This is a genomic window from Stackebrandtia sp., from assembly GCF_035643755.1.
In the GTDB taxonomy this organism is placed as follows: domain Bacteria; phylum Actinomycetota; class Actinomycetes; order Mycobacteriales; family Micromonosporaceae; genus Stackebrandtia.
Genome location: NZ_DASQPW010000282.1, coordinates 1 through 20,619, shown reverse-complemented (window position 1 = coordinate 20,619; position 20,619 = coordinate 1). Strand labels below are relative to the sequence as shown.

20 protein-coding genes are annotated in these 20,619 nt (G+C 69.1%); 13 read left to right on the top strand and 7 right to left on the bottom strand.

What is annotated here, in order from left to right:
• Positions 1–40 precede the first annotated feature (40 nt).
• The 5 genes from VE172_RS21720 to VE172_RS21700 all read left to right on the top strand — a co-directional run bounded on the left by VE172_RS21720 (position 41) and on the right by VE172_RS21700 (position 4,611).
• On the top strand, positions 41–982 hold the full coding sequence (locus VE172_RS21720) for a DMT family transporter (RefSeq protein ID WP_324804094.1): 942 nt from the start codon (positions 41–43) through the stop codon (positions 980–982).
• Between the two features lie 10 nt (positions 983–992).
• A complete protein-coding gene (locus VE172_RS21715) occupies positions 993–1,946 on the top strand; it encodes an NAD(P)-dependent oxidoreductase (protein ID WP_324804093.1) in 954 nt (317 codons plus the stop codon).
• Between the two features lie 46 nt (positions 1,947–1,992).
• Complete coding sequence (locus tag VE172_RS21710) at positions 1,993–2,316, top strand: tetratricopeptide repeat protein (protein WP_324804092.1); 324 nt, start codon at positions 1,993–1,995, stop codon at positions 2,314–2,316.
• A gap of 134 nt (positions 2,317–2,450) precedes the next feature.
• Positions 2,451–3,710, top strand: a complete 1,260-nt coding sequence (locus VE172_RS21705; protein ID WP_324804091.1) for a M64 family metallopeptidase — start codon at positions 2,451–2,453, stop codon at positions 3,708–3,710.
• 160 nt (positions 3,711–3,870) lie between these two features.
• Complete coding sequence (locus VE172_RS21700) at positions 3,871–4,611, top strand: LamG-like jellyroll fold domain-containing protein (RefSeq protein ID WP_324804090.1); 741 nt, start codon at positions 3,871–3,873, stop codon at positions 4,609–4,611.
• On the opposite strand, the gene VE172_RS21695 is transcribed toward VE172_RS21700, so the two are convergent.
• The gene (locus VE172_RS21695) at positions 4,612–5,514 is read right to left on the bottom strand and encodes an AEC family transporter (RefSeq protein ID WP_324804089.1); all 903 of its coding nucleotides are present in this window, start codon (positions 5,512–5,514) and stop codon (positions 4,612–4,614) included.
• Between the two features lie 338 nt (positions 5,515–5,852).
• On the opposite strand from VE172_RS21695, the gene VE172_RS21690 reads away from it, so the two are divergent.
• Positions 5,853–6,518 (top strand): response regulator transcription factor, encoded by a 666-nt coding sequence (locus VE172_RS21690; RefSeq protein WP_324804088.1) that lies wholly within the window; start codon positions 5,853–5,855, stop codon positions 6,516–6,518.
• A 29-nt stretch (positions 6,519–6,547) separates the two neighbouring features.
• Here VE172_RS21690 and VE172_RS21685 read toward each other — a convergent pair whose 3' ends face one another.
• From VE172_RS21685 to VE172_RS21675, 3 genes are all read right to left on the bottom strand, one after another.
• Positions 6,548–7,207: a sensor histidine kinase gene (locus tag VE172_RS21685; protein WP_324804087.1), complete on the bottom strand. Its 660-nt coding sequence runs from the start codon at positions 7,205–7,207 to the stop codon at positions 6,548–6,550.
• Positions 7,208–7,340: 133 nt separating this feature from the next.
• Positions 7,341–8,234, bottom strand: a complete 894-nt coding sequence (locus tag VE172_RS21680; RefSeq protein WP_324804086.1) for a hypothetical protein — start codon at positions 8,232–8,234, stop codon at positions 7,341–7,343.
• Between the two features lie 176 nt (positions 8,235–8,410).
• Positions 8,411–9,727 (bottom strand): dicarboxylate/amino acid:cation symporter, encoded by a 1,317-nt coding sequence (locus VE172_RS21675; RefSeq protein WP_324804085.1) that lies wholly within the window; start codon positions 9,725–9,727, stop codon positions 8,411–8,413.
• Positions 9,728–10,041: 314 nt separating this feature from the next.
• Here VE172_RS21675 and VE172_RS21670 point away from each other — a divergent pair, with 314 nt between their 5' ends.
• Together VE172_RS21670 and VE172_RS21665 are read left to right on the top strand one after the other, a co-directional pair.
• The gene (locus VE172_RS21670; RefSeq protein WP_324804084.1) at positions 10,042–10,320 is read left to right on the top strand and encodes a sigma factor; all 279 of its coding nucleotides are present in this window, start codon (positions 10,042–10,044) and stop codon (positions 10,318–10,320) included.
• A gap of 43 nt (positions 10,321–10,363) precedes the next feature.
• Positions 10,364–11,041: a hypothetical protein gene (locus tag VE172_RS21665; protein ID WP_324804083.1), complete on the top strand. Its 678-nt coding sequence runs from the start codon at positions 10,364–10,366 to the stop codon at positions 11,039–11,041.
• Here VE172_RS21665 and VE172_RS21660 read toward each other — a convergent pair.
• Positions 11,035–11,709, bottom strand: a complete 675-nt coding sequence (locus VE172_RS21660; RefSeq protein ID WP_324804082.1) for a pyridoxamine 5'-phosphate oxidase family protein — start codon at positions 11,707–11,709, stop codon at positions 11,035–11,037. The two genes, VE172_RS21665 and VE172_RS21660, sit on opposite strands and share 7 nt — an antisense overlap.
• A gap of 69 nt (positions 11,710–11,778) precedes the next feature.
• Complete coding sequence (locus VE172_RS21655; protein ID WP_324804081.1) at positions 11,779–12,213, bottom strand: VOC family protein; 435 nt, start codon at positions 12,211–12,213, stop codon at positions 11,779–11,781.
• 153 nt (positions 12,214–12,366) lie between these two features.
• On the opposite strand from VE172_RS21655, the gene acnA reads away from it, so the two are divergent.
• From acnA to VE172_RS21640, 3 genes are all read left to right on the top strand, one after another.
• Entirely contained in the window at positions 12,367–15,099 is a 2,733-nt protein-coding gene (gene acnA, locus VE172_RS21650) for an aconitate hydratase AcnA (RefSeq protein ID WP_324804080.1), read from the top strand.
• Between the two features lie 326 nt (positions 15,100–15,425).
• Positions 15,426–17,306, top strand: a complete 1,881-nt coding sequence (locus VE172_RS21645) for a glycosyltransferase family 2 protein (protein ID WP_324804079.1) — start codon at positions 15,426–15,428, stop codon at positions 17,304–17,306.
• Positions 17,303–18,532: an acyltransferase family protein gene (locus tag VE172_RS21640; protein WP_324804078.1), complete on the top strand. Its 1,230-nt coding sequence runs from the start codon at positions 17,303–17,305 to the stop codon at positions 18,530–18,532. The genes VE172_RS21645 and VE172_RS21640 overlap by 4 nt, the downstream gene beginning before the upstream one ends.
• Here VE172_RS21640 and VE172_RS21635 read toward each other — a convergent pair.
• A complete protein-coding gene (locus tag VE172_RS21635) occupies positions 18,493–19,014 on the bottom strand; it encodes a SigE family RNA polymerase sigma factor (protein WP_324804077.1) in 522 nt (173 codons plus the stop codon). The genes VE172_RS21640 and VE172_RS21635 overlap by 40 nt on opposite strands.
• Positions 19,015–19,112: 98 nt before the next feature.
• Between VE172_RS21635 and VE172_RS21630 the strand changes: the two genes are divergently transcribed.
• A complete protein-coding gene (locus VE172_RS21630; RefSeq protein WP_324804076.1) occupies positions 19,113–19,934 on the top strand; it encodes a serine hydrolase in 822 nt (273 codons plus the stop codon).
• Positions 19,935–20,017: 83 nt separating this feature from the next.
• A complete protein-coding gene (locus tag VE172_RS21625; RefSeq protein ID WP_324804075.1) occupies positions 20,018–20,527 on the top strand; it encodes a SigE family RNA polymerase sigma factor in 510 nt (169 codons plus the stop codon).
• Positions 20,528–20,619: the final 92 nt, after the last annotated feature.

The window sequence follows — 20,619 nt, the reverse complement described above, 5'->3', positions numbered from 1 at the left end:
CCTGCTAGACGAAAGTCGGCCGGCGGAGTTGACTGACGGGGTGTCCGCTTCCGAAAGTCCCCGCCCCGACCGCCGCGCCCTGATCGCGGTCGCGATCACCCTGGCGCTGTGGGCCGTGGCGTTCGTGTCCATCCGCGTCGCCGCCCACGACTACCACCCCGGGGCCATGGGCCTGGGGCGCATGCTCGTCGCCGCCCTGGTTCTGTTGGCCATCCTCCTGATCCGCCGCGAGGGCCTGCCGCCGCGTTCGGCCTGGCCCGGCATCATCTTCTCCGGGGTCCTGTGGTTCGGGGCGTACATGGTGGTGCTGCCCTGGGGCGAACAGCTGGTGGACGCCGGGACCGCCGCGCTGGTGGTCAACGTCGGACCGATCCTCATGGCCGTGCTCGGCGGCTGGCTCCTCAAGGAGGGCTTCGCCCCCCGGCTCTTCGCCGGGCTCGCGGTGTCCTTCGTGGGCGCCGCGGTGGTGGGATGGTCCACCTCGAGCGGTTCCGGCGCCTCGGTGCTCGGCGTGGTGCTGTGCCTGGCCGCGGCGGTGTGTTACGCCGCCGGCGTGGTGAGCCAGAAGCCGGTGTTGAAGTCGGCGTCCCCCTTGCAGGCCACCACATTCGGCGCCATCGTCGGCGCGGTGGCGTGCCTGCCGTTCAGCGGTCAGCTGGTGTCCGATGTGGTCTCCGCCCCGATGTCGTCGACCCTGAACGTGGTGTTCCTCGGCGTGTTCCCCACGGCGCTGGCCTTCACCACCTGGTTCTACGCCCTGGCACGGATGCCCGCCGGGCGGCTCGGCGCCACCACCTACATCGTCCCGGCCGTCGTCGTGCTGGTGTCCTGGATCGCGCTGTCGGAGGTGCCCGGGCCGTGGGCCTTCGTCGGCGGCGCCCTGTGCCTGGCCGGGGTCGCGGTGTCGCGCAGCCGCTTCACGTTGCGCCGCAACAGGACCCCCGAACCCGTGCTGGCGGCCACCGGTGCCGATGACGCCTGAGGCGCCCCGCATGTGGATTCACGTGCAGGGCTCCCCGGACCGCCACGTCCTGGACGTCGAGGTCCCCGCGCTGGAGCGGCGCCATCCCGAGTGGACGTTCACCGTGAGCCCGGAACCGCCGCCCGCGTCCGCCTACGAGGTGCTGATCGCGGGCCGCCCCGGCCGCGAACTGCTCGCCGCCAGCCCGAAGCTGCGGGCGGTGGTGGTGCCGTTCGCGGGCATCCCGGAGCGCACCTCGCGGCTGCTGTCCGAGTTCCCCGCGCTCGAGGTGCACACCCTGCACCACAACGCCGGTCCCACCGCCGAGCTCGCGCTGGCCCTGACGCTGGCCGCCGCGCGCGGCGTCGTCCCCGCCGACCGCGGCATGCGCCGCGGCGACTGGACGGCGCGCTTCACCCCGCCCGAACCCAGCATGCTGCTGGACGGGCATCCCGCGACCGTGGCCGGCTACGGCGCGATCGGGCGGAGGGTGGCGCGCGGGCTGGCGGCGCTGGGCATGCGGGTGCGCGCGACCCGGGCCTCGGCCGACCGACCGCGCTCGGACGGCGACATCGTCGTCCACCCGGCGCGGGACCTTCCCGCGCTGCTGGACGACTCCCGGGTCACCGTGCTGGCCCTGCCCGCCGGCCCCGACACCGCCGGACTCATCGGCGCGGAGGAGCTGGCCCGGCTGCCCGAGCCGTCGGTGCTGGTCAACGTGTCGCGGGCCGCCCTGGTGGACGAGGAGGCGCTGTATCGCCGGCTGCTGCGCCCCGGCTTCGCCGCCGGGCTCGACGTGTGGTGGGAGGAGGCGGGCAGCATCGACGCCGCCGTTGACGTGGCCGCCTCCCGCTTCGCCTTCCACGAACTGCCGAACGTGGTGCTCAGCCCGCACCGGGGAGGCGCCTTCAGCATCCCCGAGACCCGGCGGATCCGCGTCGACCACCTGGAAACGGCCCTCGCGGGCCTGGCGGCTCGGAAATAATCTCCGACAACGCCGCGTTGGACGCGCCGTACGGAAGGAGGCGACCATGGACCTCGCCATGCGCTACGACACCGGCAAGCTCTTCTTCGACGCCAGGGATTTCATCACGGCGGCCGGATGGTTCGCCGAGGTCGTCGACGCCGCTCCCGAGCACGAGGCCGCCCGGATGTACCTGGCGCGCGCCTACTACCACTCCGCCCAGCTGGGCCGCGCCGAAGACCAGCTGCGGGAGGTGCTGCGCCGCAACCCCGTGGAGGCGTACGCCCACCTGATGCTGGGACGCACCCTGCAACGCCAGGGCCGCGACGGCGAGGCGGTCGGCCACATGCGGCTGTCGGCGGCGATGACCGGCGGATCACTGGACTTATAAGCATCGATTTATACATATATTGGCGCTCACCGAGATTCGGTGGGCGCCAATATTTCTGTGGACTTGTATTTACTCGATATGCACGGCAGTATTTGTCAGGTTCGCCCCACCCCTCAGCGAAAGGCAAACACCCCATGCGTTTCCGCGCCCGCACGGCGATCGGCGCTGCGTTGATATTGGCCGCCGCGTCCGTGACGGTTTACGCGGTCGGGTCGGCCAACGCCGACCCGACCGTCAAGACCCAGACCGCCAACCGCGAGGTCTTCAGCGAAGACGGCTCGATCACCCGCAAGGACGTCACGTATCAGGTCCACGACAACCGGGCTCAGGCGTCCGATGTGCACGCCTCCAAGGTGACCCCGATCATGGACAACGGACCCACAAAGGACAAGCTGGACCTGGTCGTCGTGGGCGACGGATACACCAAGGACCAGATGGACACCTACGAGCAGCACGTTCGCTCCAAGGTGGACGAACTGTTCGCCGTCGAGCCGTACAAGAGCTACAAGAACCAGTTCAACGTCTGGATGGTCGACGTCGAGTCCAACGAGTCCGGCGTCGACAACGATCCGAAGGGCACCATGCGCGACACCGCGCTGGACATGTACTTCTACTGCGGCGACATCGACCGGCTGTTGTGCGTCAACGAGACCAAGGCCAACCAGTACGCCGCGCAGGCCCCCGACGTCGACCAGGTGCTGGCGCTGGCCAACACCTCCACCTACGGCGGCGCCGGCGGCGGTGCCGCCACGGCGGCGGGCGGCAACGAGTCCGCCGGCCAGATCGTGGTGCACGAGCTGGGCCACTCGATCGGCGGCCTCGCGGACGAATACGACTACGGCGAGGGCGACAACTACACCGGCGACGAGGTCCCCGAGCCCGACGTGTCCATCAAGGACCGTAAGACCCAGGAGAACGAGAAGGTCAAGTGGGCCCAGTGGATGGGCCAGGACACCCCCGACGGCGGCAAGATCGACGTCTACGACGGGGCCCGCTACTGGAAGCACGGCATCTACCGGCCCAGCGAGAACTCGATCATGCGGGAACTGGGGCGCGAGTTCAACCTCCCCAGCCGCGAGGCCATGGTCGCGGCCTTCCACGACAAGGCGGCGGTCGCCACGCCGACCGTGTCGACCAAGAAGGCGGTGGCCACCGGCAAGACCCTGGGGGTGAAGATCCCGAAGGTGCAGGGTGGACATTCCGTGGTGTGGAAGATCGACGGCAAGACGGTCAAGGCCGCCACCGGAAAGTCCAAGCTGGACACCGGCGCGCTGAACCTGGCGTCCGGCAAACACAAGATCAGCGTCACCGTCATCGACACCACCAAGTGGGTGCGCGACAAGAAGTTGCGATCGAAGTACCTGACCGACTCCTACACCTGGACGGTCGGCTAAACCGCGTTGTGGCGATGACGGACCCCGTCGAACCGGGTCCGTCATCGCCACCGCCTTCGGCAGACGCGCCACGCGAGTGTGCAATGTCGCGGATGAGACCACGGCGGTCTCTACACTGTCCGGTGCTCGGGGAAGTCGATTCGTGAGGCGGTGCGGGGGAATGAGACGTCGATTGGGGACGGCGGTGGCCATGGGATGCGCCGCGGTCCTCCTGTCCCCCGGCCTGGGCCAGGCCGCCGAACCCGCGCTGAGTTTCGACTTCAACGACGTCGCCACCACCCAGCCCGACGGCGGCCCGGCGATCTCGGGATGCCTGGCGGGAAGCGGCGAGGACGCCAAGATCGGATGCGTGGTGGCGCGCGGACGCGGCGAGGTCCAGGCGGTGGCCGGCGCGTCGGGCCGGCCCGGCGACTGGGCGCTGAGATTTCCGGGGCCAGGACAGGGAACCGCGGTGCTGGAGGTCGCCGACGCCCCCGACCTGAACCCCGACACCAAGGACTTCACGGCCACGGCACAGGTGCGTCTGGACACCCTGCCCGGGCCGTCGGGCTACAACGTCATCCAAAAGGGACGGTACCGAACCCGCGGCGGGCAGTGGAAGATGCAGGTCGACCAGGCCGGGCCCGACTGCCGGGTGGCGGGCAGGCGGGGCAAGACCGAATCGGGCACCCTGGTCGCCGCACCACGCCAGCTACCCCTGCACGAATGGCACACCATCACATGCGTGCGGCACGGCGACCAGCTGCGCATCCTGATCGACGGACAAGAGCGGGGCGCCACGTCGGGCGCGGACCTGGACGTGTCCAACGACGCGCCCGTCCTCATCGCAGGAAAGCACAGCGGCGCCCCCAACGATCAGTTGCACGGCGCCGTGGACAACGTGGGACTGACCATCGACTGATCAGCTCAACAGCCAGGCGATTCCCGCCAGCGTCGCCATCGACAGGGCGGTGGAGACGATCACGGTGCGGCGGGCCACCGACTCGGCCTGGCCGTGTTCCTGGGCGAAGATGAAGGTGTTCTGGGCCGTGGGCAGCGCCGCGCAGACCACGACGACCAGGAGGGTGTCGTGGCCGAGGCCGAGGGCGAGGCCCGCTCCGAGGGCGATCAGCGGTTGCAGCAGCAGTTTGAGGGCCGACAGCGTCCACACCTCGCCCGTTTCGCCGTCCAGCCTGCCGTCGCGCACGGTCAACGAGATGCCCAGGGCGATCAGGGCGGTGGGCACGGCCGCGGCGCCGAGGGTCTTCAGGGGCGCGAAGATGAGATCCGGCGGGCTCCAGCCGATCACGGAGCACAGCGCGCCGAGGACGAGCCCGATGATGACGGGGTTGCGCAGCGGCAGGGTCGCGAGGCGTTTGACGCTCCATTGGCGGCCCGAGGCGTGGTCCAGGGCGATCAGGATCGCGGGGGTGACGATGAGGACCTGGAACAGCAGCACCTCGGTGAGGAAGGACGCGTTGCCGAGGACGTCGAGCACCACGGGGATGCCGAGGTTGGCGGAGTTGACGTAGCCCGAGGCCATCGCGGCGATCGTCGACTCGCCCGGTTTGCGGCGCAGTCCCCAGCGGGACAGGGCGAAGCCCGCGGCCATCGCCACGATCGTGCTGAGGGCGAAGGCGCCCAGGGCGGGGGCGCTGAAGTTCAGCTTGGTGCGGGCCAGGGCGGTGAAGAGCGCCGCGGGCATCGCCACGCGGAACACGAAGCCACCGAGCACGCGTTCGGCGCCGTCGCCGAGCACGCGGAAGCGCCCGGTCAGTGCGCCGAGGGCGGTCAGAAGCCAGATCGGGACGAAGGCGGCGAGCACGCGCGACAGCCTAGGCCGCTACCGGCGGTGACCGGTCCGGCTCCGTCGGGAATGAGACCTGGGTCCGCCGCGGCACCCCCGCGAGCCGGTGGGGGGAGGGGTGTGGCCCGTGGGGTCAGGGGGGTTGACGCGGTGGCATAGAATGGTGACGTACGTACCATCGGGGATCACAAACTTTAACCACCGCACCCAGCCCGGCGGCGGCCGACCACATCACACCACCACCGGTCGTCGCCGGGCTCCCTCACCCTCCATCGGGGGCGATGCGTGACTTTTGTACCGCCCTACATTTCGCCTGGAAGGTGGCGCCGCTCCTTACTTTGCGGTACAACGGGAATGTGATACGAGTATTCCTGCTCGACGACCACGAAGTGGTGCGGCGCGGCATGTGCGAATTGCTCCGCAACGAGGGCGACATCGAGATCGTCGGCGAGGCGGAGACCGCCGACGAGGCCACCCGCCGCATCCTCGCGTCCCAGCCCGACGTGGCCATCCTGGACGTCCGGTTGTCGGACGACAGCGGCATTCGGGTGTGCCGCGACGTCCGCGCCGCCGACCCGGGCATCGGGGTGCTGATGTTGACGTCCTACGAGGACGACAACGCGTTGTTCGCCGCGATCACCGCGGGCGCGTCGGGGTATCTGCTCAAACAGGTGCGGGGCACCGACATCGTCTCGGCGGTGCGCACCGTGGCCGCGGGGCGTTCGCTGCTCGACCCCACCGTCACCGCCAGCGTCCTCGATCGGGTCCGCACCGGCGAGGCGGGCGTGGACCGGCTGCGCAGCCTCACCGAGCAGGAACGCCGGATACTCGACCTGATCGCCGAGGGCCACAGCAACCGCACGATCTCGGCGCAGATGTTCCTGTCCGAAAAGACGGTGAAGAACTACGTGTCCACCATCCTGGCGAAGCTGGCGCTGCAAAACCGCACCCAGGCCGCCATCCTGGTGACGAAGATGCGCCAGAGCGAACCCGCCAAGCAGGACACCGCGGCGACGCACTGACCCCAAGGCGCCGTCCGGGGCGAGGCGATTCAACCCTTTCGGGGGACGGTCCAGACCACCAGGGTTCCCGTCGGCTCGCGGCGGCTCACCGTGAAGGTTCCGTCCAGGCCGCGGGCGCGGGCCTCGAGGTTGAGCAGGCCGCCGCGCGACACCTTCTCGGGGATGCCGCGGCCGTCGTCGCTGACCTTCAGCTCGACGGTGTCGACGTCGACCGTGATGCTGACGTCGACGCGCTCGGCCTTGGAGTGGCGTACCACGTTGGACAGCGCCTCGCGCAACACCGCGAGGAGCTCGCCGCGGGTGCGGTGGTCGGTGACCGCGCTCATCGGGCCGATGAACATCAGGTGCGGGCGGAACCGCAGGCTGGCCTCGGCGTCGGCGGCGATGGCGCGCACGTCGCTGCGCAGGTCGGTGCTCTTGCCCTCGTGGAGCTGGAAGATCACCGAACGGATGTCGCGCATCGCCGTGTCCAGCTCGGAAACCGCGTTGTTGAGGCGCTGCGCGACCTCGGGTTGTACGGGATAACTCAGGGTGTTTTGCAGTTGCAGGCCGATGCCGAACAGCCGCTGGATCACAAGGTCGTGAAGGTCTCGCGCGATGCGGTCCCGGTCGGCGATCAGCGCGAGCATCATGCGGGCCTCGTCGCCATTGGACATTTCGGCTATCGATGTGGCGGATGAGTGTTCCACGGGTCGATTCTACTTTGGGTCGCGACGTCGCAACAGGCTCGAGACACCGGCATACGGCCGATCATTCATCGCCCGAATAGCCAAAAACCTTGCCGCGCAAGCGTTTTGCGTGGGGAAATTCGCCGAATGACGTTTAGGCGACAGCCCCGGCCGCGCCCGCGAGGGCGGAGGTGAACAGCCGGGCGGCCGCCTCCGGCGGCTGGCCCGCCGCGCTACCCAGGTGCAGCACCAGGGCGGGGATCGAGCCGTCGCCCAGCAGCCGCACCAGCTGCGCCCGGGTCACCGGGTTCTCGGTCGGGGCGCTGAGCATCCCCACCGACAGCTTCGCGTCGGCCGCCGCCAGATACACCGCGGCCATGGCCTCCCCGACCCGCAACCAGGATTCGGTGGAGTCGTCGGCGGCCAGCAGCACCGCGTACTGGCCGTGCGGGTCCACGACGTCGGCGTGGGCGCGCGGACGCGGCCGGCCCGCCAGCTCGCGGCGGCGCCGTTCGTCGAGGTCGACGATGGCGTGGGCCATCGCGTCGATGGACGCCAGCCTCATCACCTCGTCGCAGTGCAGCACCCGCATGCGCCCGCCCGCCGTCTCGCAGGCGCCGCTCAGCAGGCCGGGGTCGGCGGGCTGCCGCGCGAGGCCGCCGCGGCGCATCCGATCCACCCGGTCGCGCAACCGGTTGAGCGCCATGATGTTCGGCTTGACGTCGGCGTCGGCCACCAGGAGGCGCGCGACCGGGGAATCGGGCGCCGGTTCTCCCCCGGCGCGCTCCACCCACACGTCGTAGCCCTGGGCCCGCAGCGCGGTGCGCGCCAGGTGCAGGCCGCTGCCGCAGCTGAGCGTCATCAGGTGCCCGGCGGGGTCGGCGACCGGAAGCCGCCGCCCCTCGTCGGTGTAGAGGTCGAGCGAGCGGGCGCCGGACACCCAGCGCCAGGGCCGGGTGTCGCGCACCGACACCGCGAGACCCGCCAGCGACGCCGCCGCCCGAAACGCCCGCGATCTGCCCTCGTCCGAAGGTGTCAAGAATGTCATCTCACGCTCCAGGAATGATGGCCTCGCATTTCCACAGTCATCCTTTGACGACTGGGATGACAGGGCAACAAGTCCCCGGTACTGAGGACGATCGGCCCCTGGGTGAACATGCCAGATACCGAGTATTTTAATGACTCCTTTGGACGAAAGACAAGCGATCGGCCCGTCCGTCACTCTCAGGTGCCAAACGCTGCCTCGGGCTCGCGCACCCGAGCGGGCGGCTCGGTGCTCGCCGGGGTCTCCTCCAGCGGCTGGACTCCGGCGGTGTAGACGTCGGTGTCCAGGTTCTTCTCCCAGCGCGACACCAGGACCGGCACCACCATCTGTCCGGCGACGTTGGTGGCGGTGCGGATCATGTCCAGCACCGGGTCGATGGCCAGCAGCAGCCCGGCGCCGGCCAGCGGCAGGCCCAGGGTGCTGAGCGTCAGGGTCAGCATGACCAGCGCCCCGGTGAGACCGGCGGTGGCGGCCGAACCGATCACCGACACGAAGGCGATGAGCAGGTAGTCGCCGATGCCCAGGTGGACGCCGTACACCTGCGCCACGAAGATCGCCGCCAGCGCCGGGTACACCGCGGCGCAACCGTCCATCTTCGTGGTGGCGGCGAAGGGTGAGGCGAAGGACGCGTAGTCGCCGGGCACGCCGAGGCGCCGCGTGACGACCCGCTGCGCCAGCGGCATCACGCCGACCGAGGAGCGCGAGGCGAAGGCGAGCTCCAGCGCGGGCCAGGCCTTGCGGAAGAAGGTGACCGGGCTGACGCGCCCGAAGACCCGCAGCAGCACCGGGTAGACCACCAGCAGCACCAGGAGGCAGCCGACGTACACGTCGACGCTGAAGGTCGCCAGGGGCTTCAGCAGCTCCCAGCCGTAGGAGACCACGGCGTTGCCGATCAGGCCGACGGTGCCGATCGGGGCCAGGCGGATCACCCACCACAGCGCCTTTTGCACCAGGTCCAGCAGCGACTGGTTGAACCGCAGGAAGGGCGCGGCCTTGTCGCCGATCTTCACCGCCGCGGCGCCGATGACGATCGCGATGAACACGATCTGCAGCACGTTGACGTCGACAAAGGACTGACCGAGGTTGGTGGGGATGATCCCGGTGATGAAGTCGGTCCAGCTGCCGGCCTCGGCGGGCGCCTTGGCGGCGCCGGTGGACAGGCTCACCCCGGAGCCGGGGTTGGTGACCAGGCCGAGACCCAGGCCGATCGACACGGCGATCAGCGACGTGAGCATGAACCAGCCGATGGTCTTGGCGACCAGCCGGGCGGCGCCGGAGATCTTGCGGAGGCTGGAGATGCTGACGACCACCGCGGCGAACACCAGCGGCGGCACGGCCAGCTTGAGCAGCTGGATGAACAGGTTGCCGGTGTACTCGAGCGTGGACCCGAGCCAGCCGACGTCGAAGTGGCGGGCGATCAGGCCGAGGCCGACGCCGACGGCCAGTCCCAGCAGCAGCTGGGCGGAGAAGGGCGTCTTCCTGACGAGCGCGAACATGATGGGAACTCCAAAGGGGACACGCCTGGGCACAGGCGTGCGAGAAGGGATGACGTGGCGATCAGGCGGTCGCGGTGCGACCGGCGATCAGCGACACAGGAGTCCGGACACGCGGCAGTAGTCGACGTGACGTCGACGCACCAGCCACACGGGGGTCACGGAGTAATTCATCGTTGGCAAGATTATGGGGCGAATCGGGTTTTGACCAGCGACGGTGAGCAAGCCCGCACTCGGGCGAAAAATGATCCTCGCCGCGCGCAACCGATCGTCGGGGCCAGCGGGTCATACGGGAGTCAACTCAGAAAGAGAGTCACATGCTCCCTGAGGCCGAGACCGAGTATCGCGAGTTCGTGGCCGCCCGCATCGATACGTTGGGGCGGTTCGCGTACCTGGTGTGCCGGGACTGGCACCGCGCCGAGGACGCCGTCCAAAAGGCGCTGACCAAGTGGTACCTGAACTGGGGGCGGGCCAAATCCCCGGACGCGTACGTGCGACGCGTCATCACCAACGCGATCCGGGACGCGGCGCGGCTGTTCTCGTTCCGCAAGGAGCGGCCCGGCCGGCGCCTCGCACCATCGCGGTGGCGCCGGTGACCATGTCACGACGTCGCGGTCGGGCGCCTCCGCGTCGTCGACGTTGAACCCGAAGTACAACTGGGAGTGGGGCATCGGCGACGACACGCCGCAGTCCGCCGACACCAAGGCGTACACCTCGGCGTTTTGGGATTTCTTCGCCAATCGTTATCCCGACGCCAACCCGGCGAGCGACTCCGACGTTTTGAGCAAACCGCTGTCCACCAAGCAGCATCTGGACCTGACCGCGTGGGCGAAGACCAAGGGCACGGCCGAATCCAGGCCCGTAGGGGGCCAGTCATACGAGCGCACGGTGTTCGGCCTCATGGCCGGGAAAGACACCGAGGTGGGGTTCCCGTTCCCGAAAATCCCCGCGGGCCACCCCGACTACACCGGCGTCAACGTCTACCAGCCAAAGTCTTACACAAAGGACACTGGAGACGCGCTTGACCTCGCGGGATGCGACAACCACGCGAACAACACGCAGTTCGATTCCTGTAACGCCGAGAAACACACCGGTCCCCGCGGCGAGGACTTGCGCTACGCGTCGATGCTGACCCACGATAACGGGCAGCGGTCGTCGGTGTCGGCCAGATACGTGGTGTGGTACCGCACCGACGGTTCCGCGGTGGTGATCAGCGATGAGAACGAGCGCATGAGGCCCAGCGACCCCGCGCCCGCGTTGTCGTTCAGGGAGCTCGCCGAGGTCGCGCTGGCCATGCCCGACAACCCGGTTCACTGACCCGGGTAACGGGTGCCGTAGAGGCCCTTGGAGTAGTTGGACCACTCGTAGTGGCGGTTCAGGTCTTCGAGGGTCTCTTCGGTGTCGGGTTGCACGGCCTTGACCAGCTCGGCGGTGGTGGGCACGTCCTTGGGACGCCAGGTCTCGGGGTCCCACAGCCGCGAACGCATGAATGCCTTGGCGCAGTGGTAGAAGATGGTGTCGATGTCCACGATGATGGCGAACTGGGGGTGGTGGCCCTTGACGACCATGTCGTCGAAGAACGGGGCGTCCTTCACCAGGCGGGCGCGGCCGTTGATGCGCAGGGTGTCGCCGCGGCCGGGAACCAGGTAGTTGAGTCCGACGTGCGGATTGGACAGTATGTTGTGGAATCCGTCGGCGCGCCGATTGCCCGAGCGCTCGGGAATGGCGATGGTGGCGTCGTCCAGCACCAGGGTGAAGCCGGCGGGATCGCCCTTGGGCGAGACGTCGCAGTTGCCCTCGGGGTCGGCGGTGCCGATCATGCAGAACGGGGACGCGGCCAGGAATGCCCTGTCCACCTCGTGGAGGCGGGGGCGTTCCTTGGTGCGGGTGCGGTGGCCGGGCTCGCCGAGCAGGGCGCGCAGCTCGGCGACCGAGGTCACCTCCGCGATTCCATCGATCACTGTGGACTGTTGGGTCGGGGCCATGGTGTCTCCTCGCCGCGGAATGGTGAGGTCAGTTAACGCCACGACGGTCGGCGCGCGCAATGCGTCGGGTCACACCGTCCGGGGCGCCAGGAACTCCATGCGGTTGCCGTGGGGATCGGCCGTGTAGAAGCGCCACATGCCGCCGGTGTTGACCGGGGCGTCGGGGGTTCCGTTGAGCCGCATGGGGACGTCGTGGAGTTCGCCGTCCCACGCGACGGGATGCCCGGCGGCCTCGAGGCGGGATGCCAGGTCCCGCAGCGCTTCCTCGTCGCCCCAGACCACGCCGGGGTGGGCCTTGCGGGCGGGCGCGAAGTCGGCCTCGACGCCGAGGTGGAACTCGATGTGCCCCTCCCCCGGGCCGCGGAACCAGCAGCCGCCGCGGGCGGCCAGGTTGGCGGGCTTCGGCTGTTCGACGAGGCCGAGGACGTCGGCGTAGAACGCCCGCAGCGTGTCCTCGCTGCCCGCGGGGCACGCGATCTGGATGTGATGTATGACGTAAGGCATGGCGGTCTCCTGTCGGGACGTCGGCCTGCTATCTTAACAAGACGGACGTACGGTTTGTTAGGTGCCTTCCCGACATGACCGATCCAGTGCCGCCGGGCGCGGGTCGTCCGGCAGACTGAAACCGAATATACGGACATAGATTTGGGAGTACCCGTGTCAAGCATCGACACCTTCGCCGCGCGCGCGAAGCTCGCCGCAGGCGACAGCAGCTACGACATCTTCCGCCTCGACGCCGTGGACGGCCACGAGCGCCTTCCCTACAGCCTCAAGATTCTGCTGGAGAATCTGCTGCGCACGGAGGACGGCGCCAACATCACCGCCGACCACATCCGCGCCCTCGGCAACTGGGACGCCGACGCCCAGCCCAGCGTCGAGATCCAGTTCACCCCCGGCCGCGTCATCATGCAGGACTTCACCGGCGTGCCGTGCGTCGTCGACCTGGCCACCATGCGCGAGGCCGTCGCCGACCTGGGCGGCGACGCCTCCAGCATCAACCCGCTGGCGCCGGCCGAGCTGGTCATCGACCACTCGGTCATGGTCGACTACTTTGGACGCCCCGACGCCTTCGAGCGCAATGTGGAGCGCGAGTACCAGCGCAACCGCGAGCGCTACCAGTTCCTGCGCTGGGGACAGACCGCCTTTGACAAGTTCAAGGTGGTGCCGCCGGGCACCGGCATCGTCCACCAGGTGAACATCGAGCACCTGGCCCGCGTGGTGATGAACCGCGACGGCGTGCTGTATCCCGACACCTGCGTGGGCACCGACTCCCACACCACCATGGAAAACGGCCTGGGCGTGCTGGGCTGGGGCGTGGGCGGCATCGAGGCCGAGGCGGCCATGCTGGGCCAGCCGATCTCGATGCTGATCCCCCGCGTGGTCGGCTTCAAGCTGACCGGCGAGCTGCCCGCCGGGGCCACCGCCACCGACCTGGTCCTCACCGTCACCGAGAAGCTGCGCGCCCACGGCGTGGTCGGCAAGTTCGTGGAGTTCTACGGCGAGGGCGTCGGCTCGGTTCCTCTGGCCGACCGGGCCACCCTGGGCAACATGAGCCCCGAGTTCGGATCCACCTGCGCCATCTTCCCGATCGACCGCGAGACCCTGGACTACATGCGGCTCACCGGGCGCGACGAGGAGCGCCTGGCCATTGTGGAGGCTTACGCGAAGGAGCAGGGTCTGTGGCACGACCCGTCCCGCGAGGCCGCCTACAGCGAATACCTCGAGCTCGATCTGTCCACGGTGGTGCCGTCCATCGCGGGGCCGAAGCGCCCGCAGGACCGGATCTCCATCACCGCCGCGAAGGCGACCTGGCGCCACGACGTCGGCAACTACGTCGACGGGGGCGACGAGGCGGGCAAGGAGAGCTTCCCGGCCTCCGACGCCCCGGCCACCGCGCCCAACGGCGGCCGCCCGCACAAGCCGATGCCGGTGACGCTGGAGGACGGCACCGACACCGAGGTCGACCACGGCTCCGTGGTGATCGCCGCGATCACCTCGTGCACCAACACCTCCAACCCGTACGTGATGGTGGGCGCGGCCCTGTTGGCCAAGAACGCCGTCGACCGGGGCCTGAGCAGCAAGCCGTGGGTGAAGACCTCGCTGGCGCCGGGATCCCAGGTGGTGACCGGTTACCTGGAGCGCGCCGGCCTGACGCCGTACCTGGACAAGCTGGGCTTCCAGCTGGTCGGCTACGGCTGCACCACCTGCATCGGCAACTCCGGCCCGCTTCCGGCCGCGGTGTCCAAGGCCGTCAACGACGGCGACCTGGCCGTCACGTCGGTGCTGTCGGGCAACCGCAACTTCGAGGGCCGCATCAACCCCGACGTCAAGATGAACTACCTGGCCTCGCCGCCGCTGGTGGTGGCTTACGCGCTGGCCGGTTCGATGGACATCGATCTGGCGACCGAGCCGCTGGGCGTCGACGCCGACGGCAAGCCGGTGCTGCTGTCGGACATCTGGCCCGCGGCCTCCGAGATCGCCGACGTGGTCCACTCGTCCATCGGGCGCGAGATGTTCACCGCCGACTACGCCAACGTCTTCGACGGCGACGACCGGTGGCGGGCGCTGCCGATCCCGACCGGCAACACCTTCGAGTGGGAGGCCGACTCCACCTACGTCCGCAAGGCCCCGTACTTCGACGGCATGCCCGCGCGGCCACAGCCGGTGGGCGACATCGACGGCGCCCGGGTGCTGGCGCGGCTGGGCGACTCCGTCACCACCGACCACATCTCCCCGGCCGGTTCCATCAAGGCCGACTCGCCTGCGGGCGAGTACCTCAAGGAAAACGGGGTGGAGCCCGCGGACTTCAACTCCTACGGTTCGCGGCGCGGCAACCACGAGGTGATGATCCGCGGCACCTTCGCCAACATCCGGCTGCGCAACCAGCTGGCGCCGGGCACCGAGGGCGGCTTCACCCGCGACTTCACCCGCGACGGCGGGCCGGTGACCACGATCTACGAGGCGGCGCAGAACTACGAGTCCGCCGAGACGCCGCTGGTTGTCTTGGCGGGCAAGGAATACGGCTCCGGTTCGTCCCGCGACTGGGCGGCCAAGGGCACCCGGCTGTTGGGCGTGCGGGCGGTCATCGCCGAGTCCTACGAGCGCATCCACCGCTCGAACCTGATCGGCATGGGCGTGCTGCCGTTGCAGTTCCCCGAGGGCCAGTCGGCGCAACACCTGGGCCTCACCGGCTCCGAGACCTTCGCCATCACCGGCGTCACCGCGCTCAACGACGGCGACGTCCCCGCCACGGTTCGGGTGAGCGCCGTCGCCGACGGCTCCGAGACGGCCTTCGACGCGGTGGTACGCATCGACACCCCGGGAGAGGCCGAGTATTACCGTCACGGCGGCATCCTGCAATACGTGTTGCGCTCCCTGCTGGCGAAATAGCGCATAAACGCTGAAGCGGCCCCTTTCGGTCATTGTGGACGACCAGGGGGCCGCTTTTTAAGGTCTTATTTAGATTCTCCTTATCTAGTTCTTTCGTTTAGGTCTTTTCCGCTTTCATATGAGCGGATATGCTACTTACGGCTAGCTGCTCAATACCCCTTCGATAACCGCATATCGCGAACAGGCTTCCCCGGCACGGTTGCCCTCGTCTCGTTGCGAACTGCCTCATCGGCTTTTCCCGTCGTCTCCCGGTTGACTCCGGGGATCCTTGTCGCTGCTCGAATACCGATGAGGAGCACCCCTATGTTCGAAGCGCGGTACCGGCCGTGATCGATTCGCTGTCACCCACCATCTCCCCCACCGGCGTCACCGCGCAAGCCCACATCGGACGGTACCTGCCGCTTCCCGAATGGACACGGGCGCTGGAGAAGTTGCGCCATACCCGGGCCCGGCCCGGGCCCGCGGTCGCCGTGATTCGACTCGTGCCGTCCCTGAGCCATTCGTTGCGAACCTACGGGGCTCCCCCGCCGGGAGTGGTGGCGAGCGTGGCGTCGCAATTGGACGATTACGAGCTGGTCACCACCGCCGGGGACGACCTGGTGGTGTTGCTGCGCGGCGCCGCCACCAAGCGGGTCGCCGCGCGGCTGTCGGACATGACCTCCCGCCTGGCCACCGCCTTCGACGCCCAGCCCCCCGACGCCACCCCGGTGTGCGGCTGGACCGAGACCGCCGGCCACGGCAAGCGCCTCGACACCGCGCGCCTGATCCGGCGCGCCACCATGGCCGCCGACCACGCCGCCGAGAAGCTGGACCTGGTGCCGGTGCGCTGGAGCCACAGCCTGCTGGGCGGGGGCGCCCGCCGCTCGACGCCGCTGCGCACCGCCCTCCAGGTGCTGGCCACCGTCGTGCTCGGCATCGTCGCGCCCTTCGTCACCCTGGTCACCCTCGACAAGTACGGCATCGAGGTGTTGACGCCCGCCTATCTGGTCCTGGTGGGCGTCCTGGTGCTCACCTCGGCCCTGATGTGGGCGGAGTCGCTGTTCGCGCTGGACCCGCGGCGCCCGCCCGCCAACGACCGGCCCTGTCCCCCCGCCACGGCGATCATCGCCGCCTATCTGCCCAACGAGGCGGACACCATTGTGGAGACCGTCGAGGCGGTGCTGGCGCAGGACTATCCGGGGCGTTTCCAGGTGATCCTGGCCTACAACACCCCGCGCCCGCTTCCGGTGGAGGCCCAGCTGCGGCTCCTGGCCCGCCACGACCGGCGGCTGGTGGTGTTGGAGGTGCCCGGTTCGACGTCCAAGGCCCAAAACGTCAACGCCGCGCTCGGCGTGGCGTCCGGCGAGTTCGTCGGGGTCTTCGACGCCGACCATCACCCGGCGACGCGGGCGTTCCGCCGGGCTTGGGACTGGATCGCCGGCGGCGCCGACGTCGTCCAGGGCCACTGCGTGGTCCGCAATGGACGCGACTCCTGGATTCCCCGCACCGTGGCCGTGGAGTTCGAGGCGATCTACGCCGTCAGCCACCCCGGCCGCGCCGCGCTGCACGGCTTCGGGATCTTCGGCGGCTCCAACGGATTCTGGCGCACCGAGGTGCTGCGCCGCATCCGGATGCGCCCCGACATGCTCACCGAGGACATCGACGCCTCGATCCGGGTGCTGGTCGAGGGCGGGCGCATCGTCTCCGACCCGGCGCTGCTCAGCCGGGAGCTGGCCCCGGAATCCTTTGGGGCGCTGTGGCATCAGCGGATGCGGTGGGCGCAGGGCTGGTACCAGGTATCCAAGATGCACATGGGGGCCACCCTGCGGTCCAAGCACTTCAGCGCGCGCAACAAGCTCGGGGCCGTCTTCCTGTTGGGGTGGCGGGAGGTCACCCCGTGGGCGAGCCTCCAGATCGTGCCGGTGATCGGCGCGCTCGCCTGGCACGCCGGCGGCATCACCAAACTGGACTGGATGATCCCGGCGTTCCTGCTCACCTCGATCTACGCGCTGTCGGTGGGACCGGTGCAGACGCTGTTCTCCTGGCGGCTGGCGGTTCCCGACATCCGGCGCAAGGGCTGGTGGTTCGGCGCCTACGTGGTGGTCAACACGCTGTTCTACTCCGAGTGGAAGAACATCATCTCGCGGGTCGCGCACCTCAAGGAGCTGTGCGGGGAACGCAAGTGGGTCATCACGCCGCGCCACAAGGTCCACAGGGGGCGCCCGTGAGCTTCGACCGACGCGCCCCCAGCACCGCCCTGGACGACTCCGGCGCGTCGGTCGCCACCACGCAGCGCCTCGAGGTGCACGGCTACCGCGCCCTGGCCGCCACCGCGGTGATGACCTTCCACGCGTACCAGAACAACCGGGCCGCGCCCGACTGGCGCTGGCCGTTTCAGGGCACCATCTGGCACGACGTCATGCTCGCCACCGACCTGTGCGTCGACATGTTCTTCGTGCTGTCGGGGCTGCTGCTGGGGTTGCAGTACGCGCGGTCGTGCCTCGGCGAGGCCCCGCAGCGCAGCGGGCGGGCGCTGCTGCTGCGCCGGGCGGCGCGGCTGATCCCGCTGTACTACCTCGTGGTGTGTCTGGTGTGGGCGATCTCCAACCCGAAGCTGCCGGGAGACTGGCGGGACCTGTTGCTGCACCTGACGTTCACCCACGTCTACAGCCAGGACAAGATCTTCTACACCGACGGCCCGGCGTGGTCGCTGGCCGACGAGATGCACTACTACGTGCTGCTGGCCCTGCTGGGTGCCGTGGCCCAGGCGGTCTGCCGCCGGCTGCGCACCCGCGCGGCCCGGATGGCGGTGCTGCTGACCGGGGTGGCGATCCTGATCGGCTCGAGCATCGCCTACAAGCTGATCGCCGCGCACTTCTTCGACTACGACCACGACGACTGGCCGGTGTGGTTCGGTCCCATGGCCAAGCTGGACGTGTTCTCCATCGGCGTCCTGTTGTCCATCCTGTACGCCGCCGGGCTGCGGTTCCGCAAGGGGCGGACCCAGCTGCTGGTGGCGCTGGCGGGCGGGTGCGTGCTGGCGTACGGCCTGGCGACCCGCCAGCCCAACACGGTGGAACCGTTGCTGCACCCCGTTTTCGCGGTCGGTTGCGGACTGATCATCTCGTCCACCGCCATGGGCACCGCCGTGCGGCCGCGCTGGCTGAAGTGGCGCCCGCTTGTGGCGGTGAGCCTGGCCAGCTACAGCCTGTACCTGTGGCACGAGCCGATCATGCGGCTGGAGCGCTACAGCGGCCTGCTGCCCGATCCGTCCAGCCCGTGGGCCTTCCCCGCCACCGCCGTGTTGTTGGCCGCCACCGCGATCCCCGTCGCGGTGATCAGCTACCGGGTGGTGGAGCTGACCGGGCAGAAGCTCATCGCGGCGTTCGACGCGCGGGGGCGTCCCCGGGAGTACTACCTGGAGGCCGACATGATCGGTTCCTCGCGCAGCTGAGCGCGCAGCACCTCGCGCATGGTCCGCAGTCCCCGGGAGCTTTGGGACTTCACCGCCCCCGGGGTGCAGCCCATGATCTCGGCGACGCGCGCCACCGGCAGGTCCTCCCAGTAACGCAGCACCACGGCGGTGCGCTGGCCCCGGGGAAGCCGGGACAGGGCCTGGCGCACCAGCACCCGGGTGGCGCTGTCCTGGGTGGGGTCGAACCCGGCGGTGTCGGGCGGCGGCTCGCCCAGCCGCACCTTGCGGAACCAGCACAGCCGGTAGTCGTCGGTGACGACGTTGACGATCATCCGCCGGATGTACGCCCGCGGCGTGTTGATGGCCCGCCCGCCCCACACCGGGTAGAGCTTGGCGAACGCCCGCTGCACGGCGTCCTCGGCGCGGTGCCAGTCGCCGCACAGCAGAAAGGCGAAGCGCCCCAGGCGATCCGACTCCGCCACCACGAACCTGCTGAAGTCGGCTTCCTGCTCCGGTGTCATGCTCGAGCTCCCCTTCGGCGAGTGACATCGACGCTAGGGGCGGCACCTTGCAGAATCCTTGCAAACCGGTTGGGTAGCCTCGAGCGGCGATGAACGCTATGACTTCGCTCGATTCCGTATTCGACGGGCTGGACGGCTCGTTCGCGCTGTGGCTCGGCCGCCCCGACCGCCCCGCCGCCACCCTCAACCCCGACACCCCCCACTACCCGGCCAGCACGATGAAGATCGGCGTGATGGCCGCGGCCTTCCGGCTGGCCGACTCCGGTCGCCTCGACCTGGACGCCGAGATCCCGGTGCACAACGCCTTCACGTCCGCGGTGGGCGGCACCTTCGCCATGGACCCCGACTACGACTCCGACCCGCAGGTGTGGGAGCGGCTCGGCGGCAAGGCGCCGCTGCGCTGGCTGATCCGCCGGATGATCGTGCGGTCGTCCAACCTGGGCACCAACCTGGTGTTGGAGCAGGTGGGCTACGACGCGGCCCAGCGGGCCTACACCGCCGTCGGCGCCACCAACAGCTTCACCAAGCGCGGCATCGAGGACTACGCGGCCGCGGAGTCCGGAGTGGACAATCGGGTGACCGCGGCGGCGTTGGCGGCCCAGCTGTCGGCGATCCAGACCGACCGCATGGCCTCCCCGAGCGCCTGCTCCGAGATGATCGACATCCTGGCCGCCCAGGAGCTCAACACGGACTTCGCGCGCGGCGTCCCCGAAGGCACCAAGGTGGCGCTGAAGAACGGCTGGATCGAGGGGGTGCGCCACTCCGCGGCCATCGTCTACCCCACCGACGCCGAGCCCTACGTGCTCACCGCGTGCGCCAGCAGCCCGCTGGCCATGTCGCAGGACGGCGACGACGAGGTGTGCGCGGCCTTCGCGCGCCTGTCGGAGCTGGCGTGGCGGCGCCGCCGCGAACTGCCCTAGGGAGTTTTCTCCTTCGGCTGTCACCCGGGTCCGGGCCGTATCTCCGTTTCTAGGGGCGACACACCATCCCCCGAGGAGAAGAGATGCGACCGGAGCACAAGGCGGATTACCGCGAGTACGTTGTCGCCAACCTGGATCGGATGCGTCGCTTCGCGTATCTGTCCTGTGGAGACTGGCACCGCGCCGAAGACGCCGTCCAGATCGCGTTCGTCAAGCTGTACGCGGCCTGGAAGCGCGCCTCGGCGACCTCATTGGACGCCTACACCCGCAGGATCGTGGTCAACACCCTGATCGACCAGTACCGCAGAAGCTGGTTGCGCAGGGAGAAACCACGCGAAGTGCTACCCGACCGTCCGGTGTCCGACGACAGCACCGATCGCCTCACCGTGCTCAACGCACTGTCCCAATTGCCCATGCGCCAACGCGCCACCGTGGTGCTGCGCTACTGGGAGGACATGTCGGTGGAGCAGACCGCGCAGGTCATGCGCTGCTCCACCAACACCGTCAAGACGCAGACCCAGCGGGGGCTGCGGGCGTTGCGCGCGTTGCTGACCGAATCCATTCCCGAATCAGCCGAAGGAACCCTGATATGAACGACGACATTCGCCGGGTGCTCGACAGCGCCCTGCCGAAGACCACCCCGGCCACAGCGATCGACATGGACGATCTCGAAAGGCGCGGCGGC

Bases quoted from the DNA above. Each gene is read 5' to 3' on its own strand.
- VE172_RS21675 (WP_324804085.1), bottom strand. From the start codon at position 9,727: ATGTTCGCGCTCGTCAGGAAGACGCCCTTCTCCGCCCAGCTGCTGCTG.
- VE172_RS21680 (WP_324804086.1), bottom strand. From the start codon at position 8,234: ATGACATTCTTGACACCTTCGGACGAGGGCAGATCGCGGGCGTTTCGG.
- VE172_RS21705 (WP_324804091.1), top strand. From the start codon at position 2,451: ATGCGTTTCCGCGCCCGCACGGCGATCGGCGCTGCGTTGATATTGGCC.
- VE172_RS21655 (WP_324804081.1), bottom strand. From the start codon at position 12,213: ATGCCTTACGTCATACATCACATCCAGATCGCGTGCCCCGCGGGCAGC.
- VE172_RS21625 (WP_324804075.1), top strand. From the start codon at position 20,018: ATGCGACCGGAGCACAAGGCGGATTACCGCGAGTACGTTGTCGCCAAC.
- VE172_RS21715 (WP_324804093.1), top strand. From the start codon at position 993: ATGTGGATTCACGTGCAGGGCTCCCCGGACCGCCACGTCCTGGACGTC.
- VE172_RS21635 (WP_324804077.1), bottom strand. From the start codon at position 19,014: ATGACACCGGAGCAGGAAGCCGACTTCAGCAGGTTCGTGGTGGCGGAG.
- VE172_RS21630 (WP_324804076.1), top strand. From the start codon at position 19,113: ATGACTTCGCTCGATTCCGTATTCGACGGGCTGGACGGCTCGTTCGCG.
- VE172_RS21700 (WP_324804090.1), top strand. From the start codon at position 3,871: ATGAGACGTCGATTGGGGACGGCGGTGGCCATGGGATGCGCCGCGGTC.
- VE172_RS21710 (WP_324804092.1), top strand. From the start codon at position 1,993: ATGGACCTCGCCATGCGCTACGACACCGGCAAGCTCTTCTTCGACGCC.
- VE172_RS21660 (WP_324804082.1), bottom strand. From the start codon at position 11,709: ATGGCCCCGACCCAACAGTCCACAGTGATCGATGGAATCGCGGAGGTG.
- VE172_RS21670 (WP_324804084.1), top strand. From the start codon at position 10,042: ATGCTCCCTGAGGCCGAGACCGAGTATCGCGAGTTCGTGGCCGCCCGC.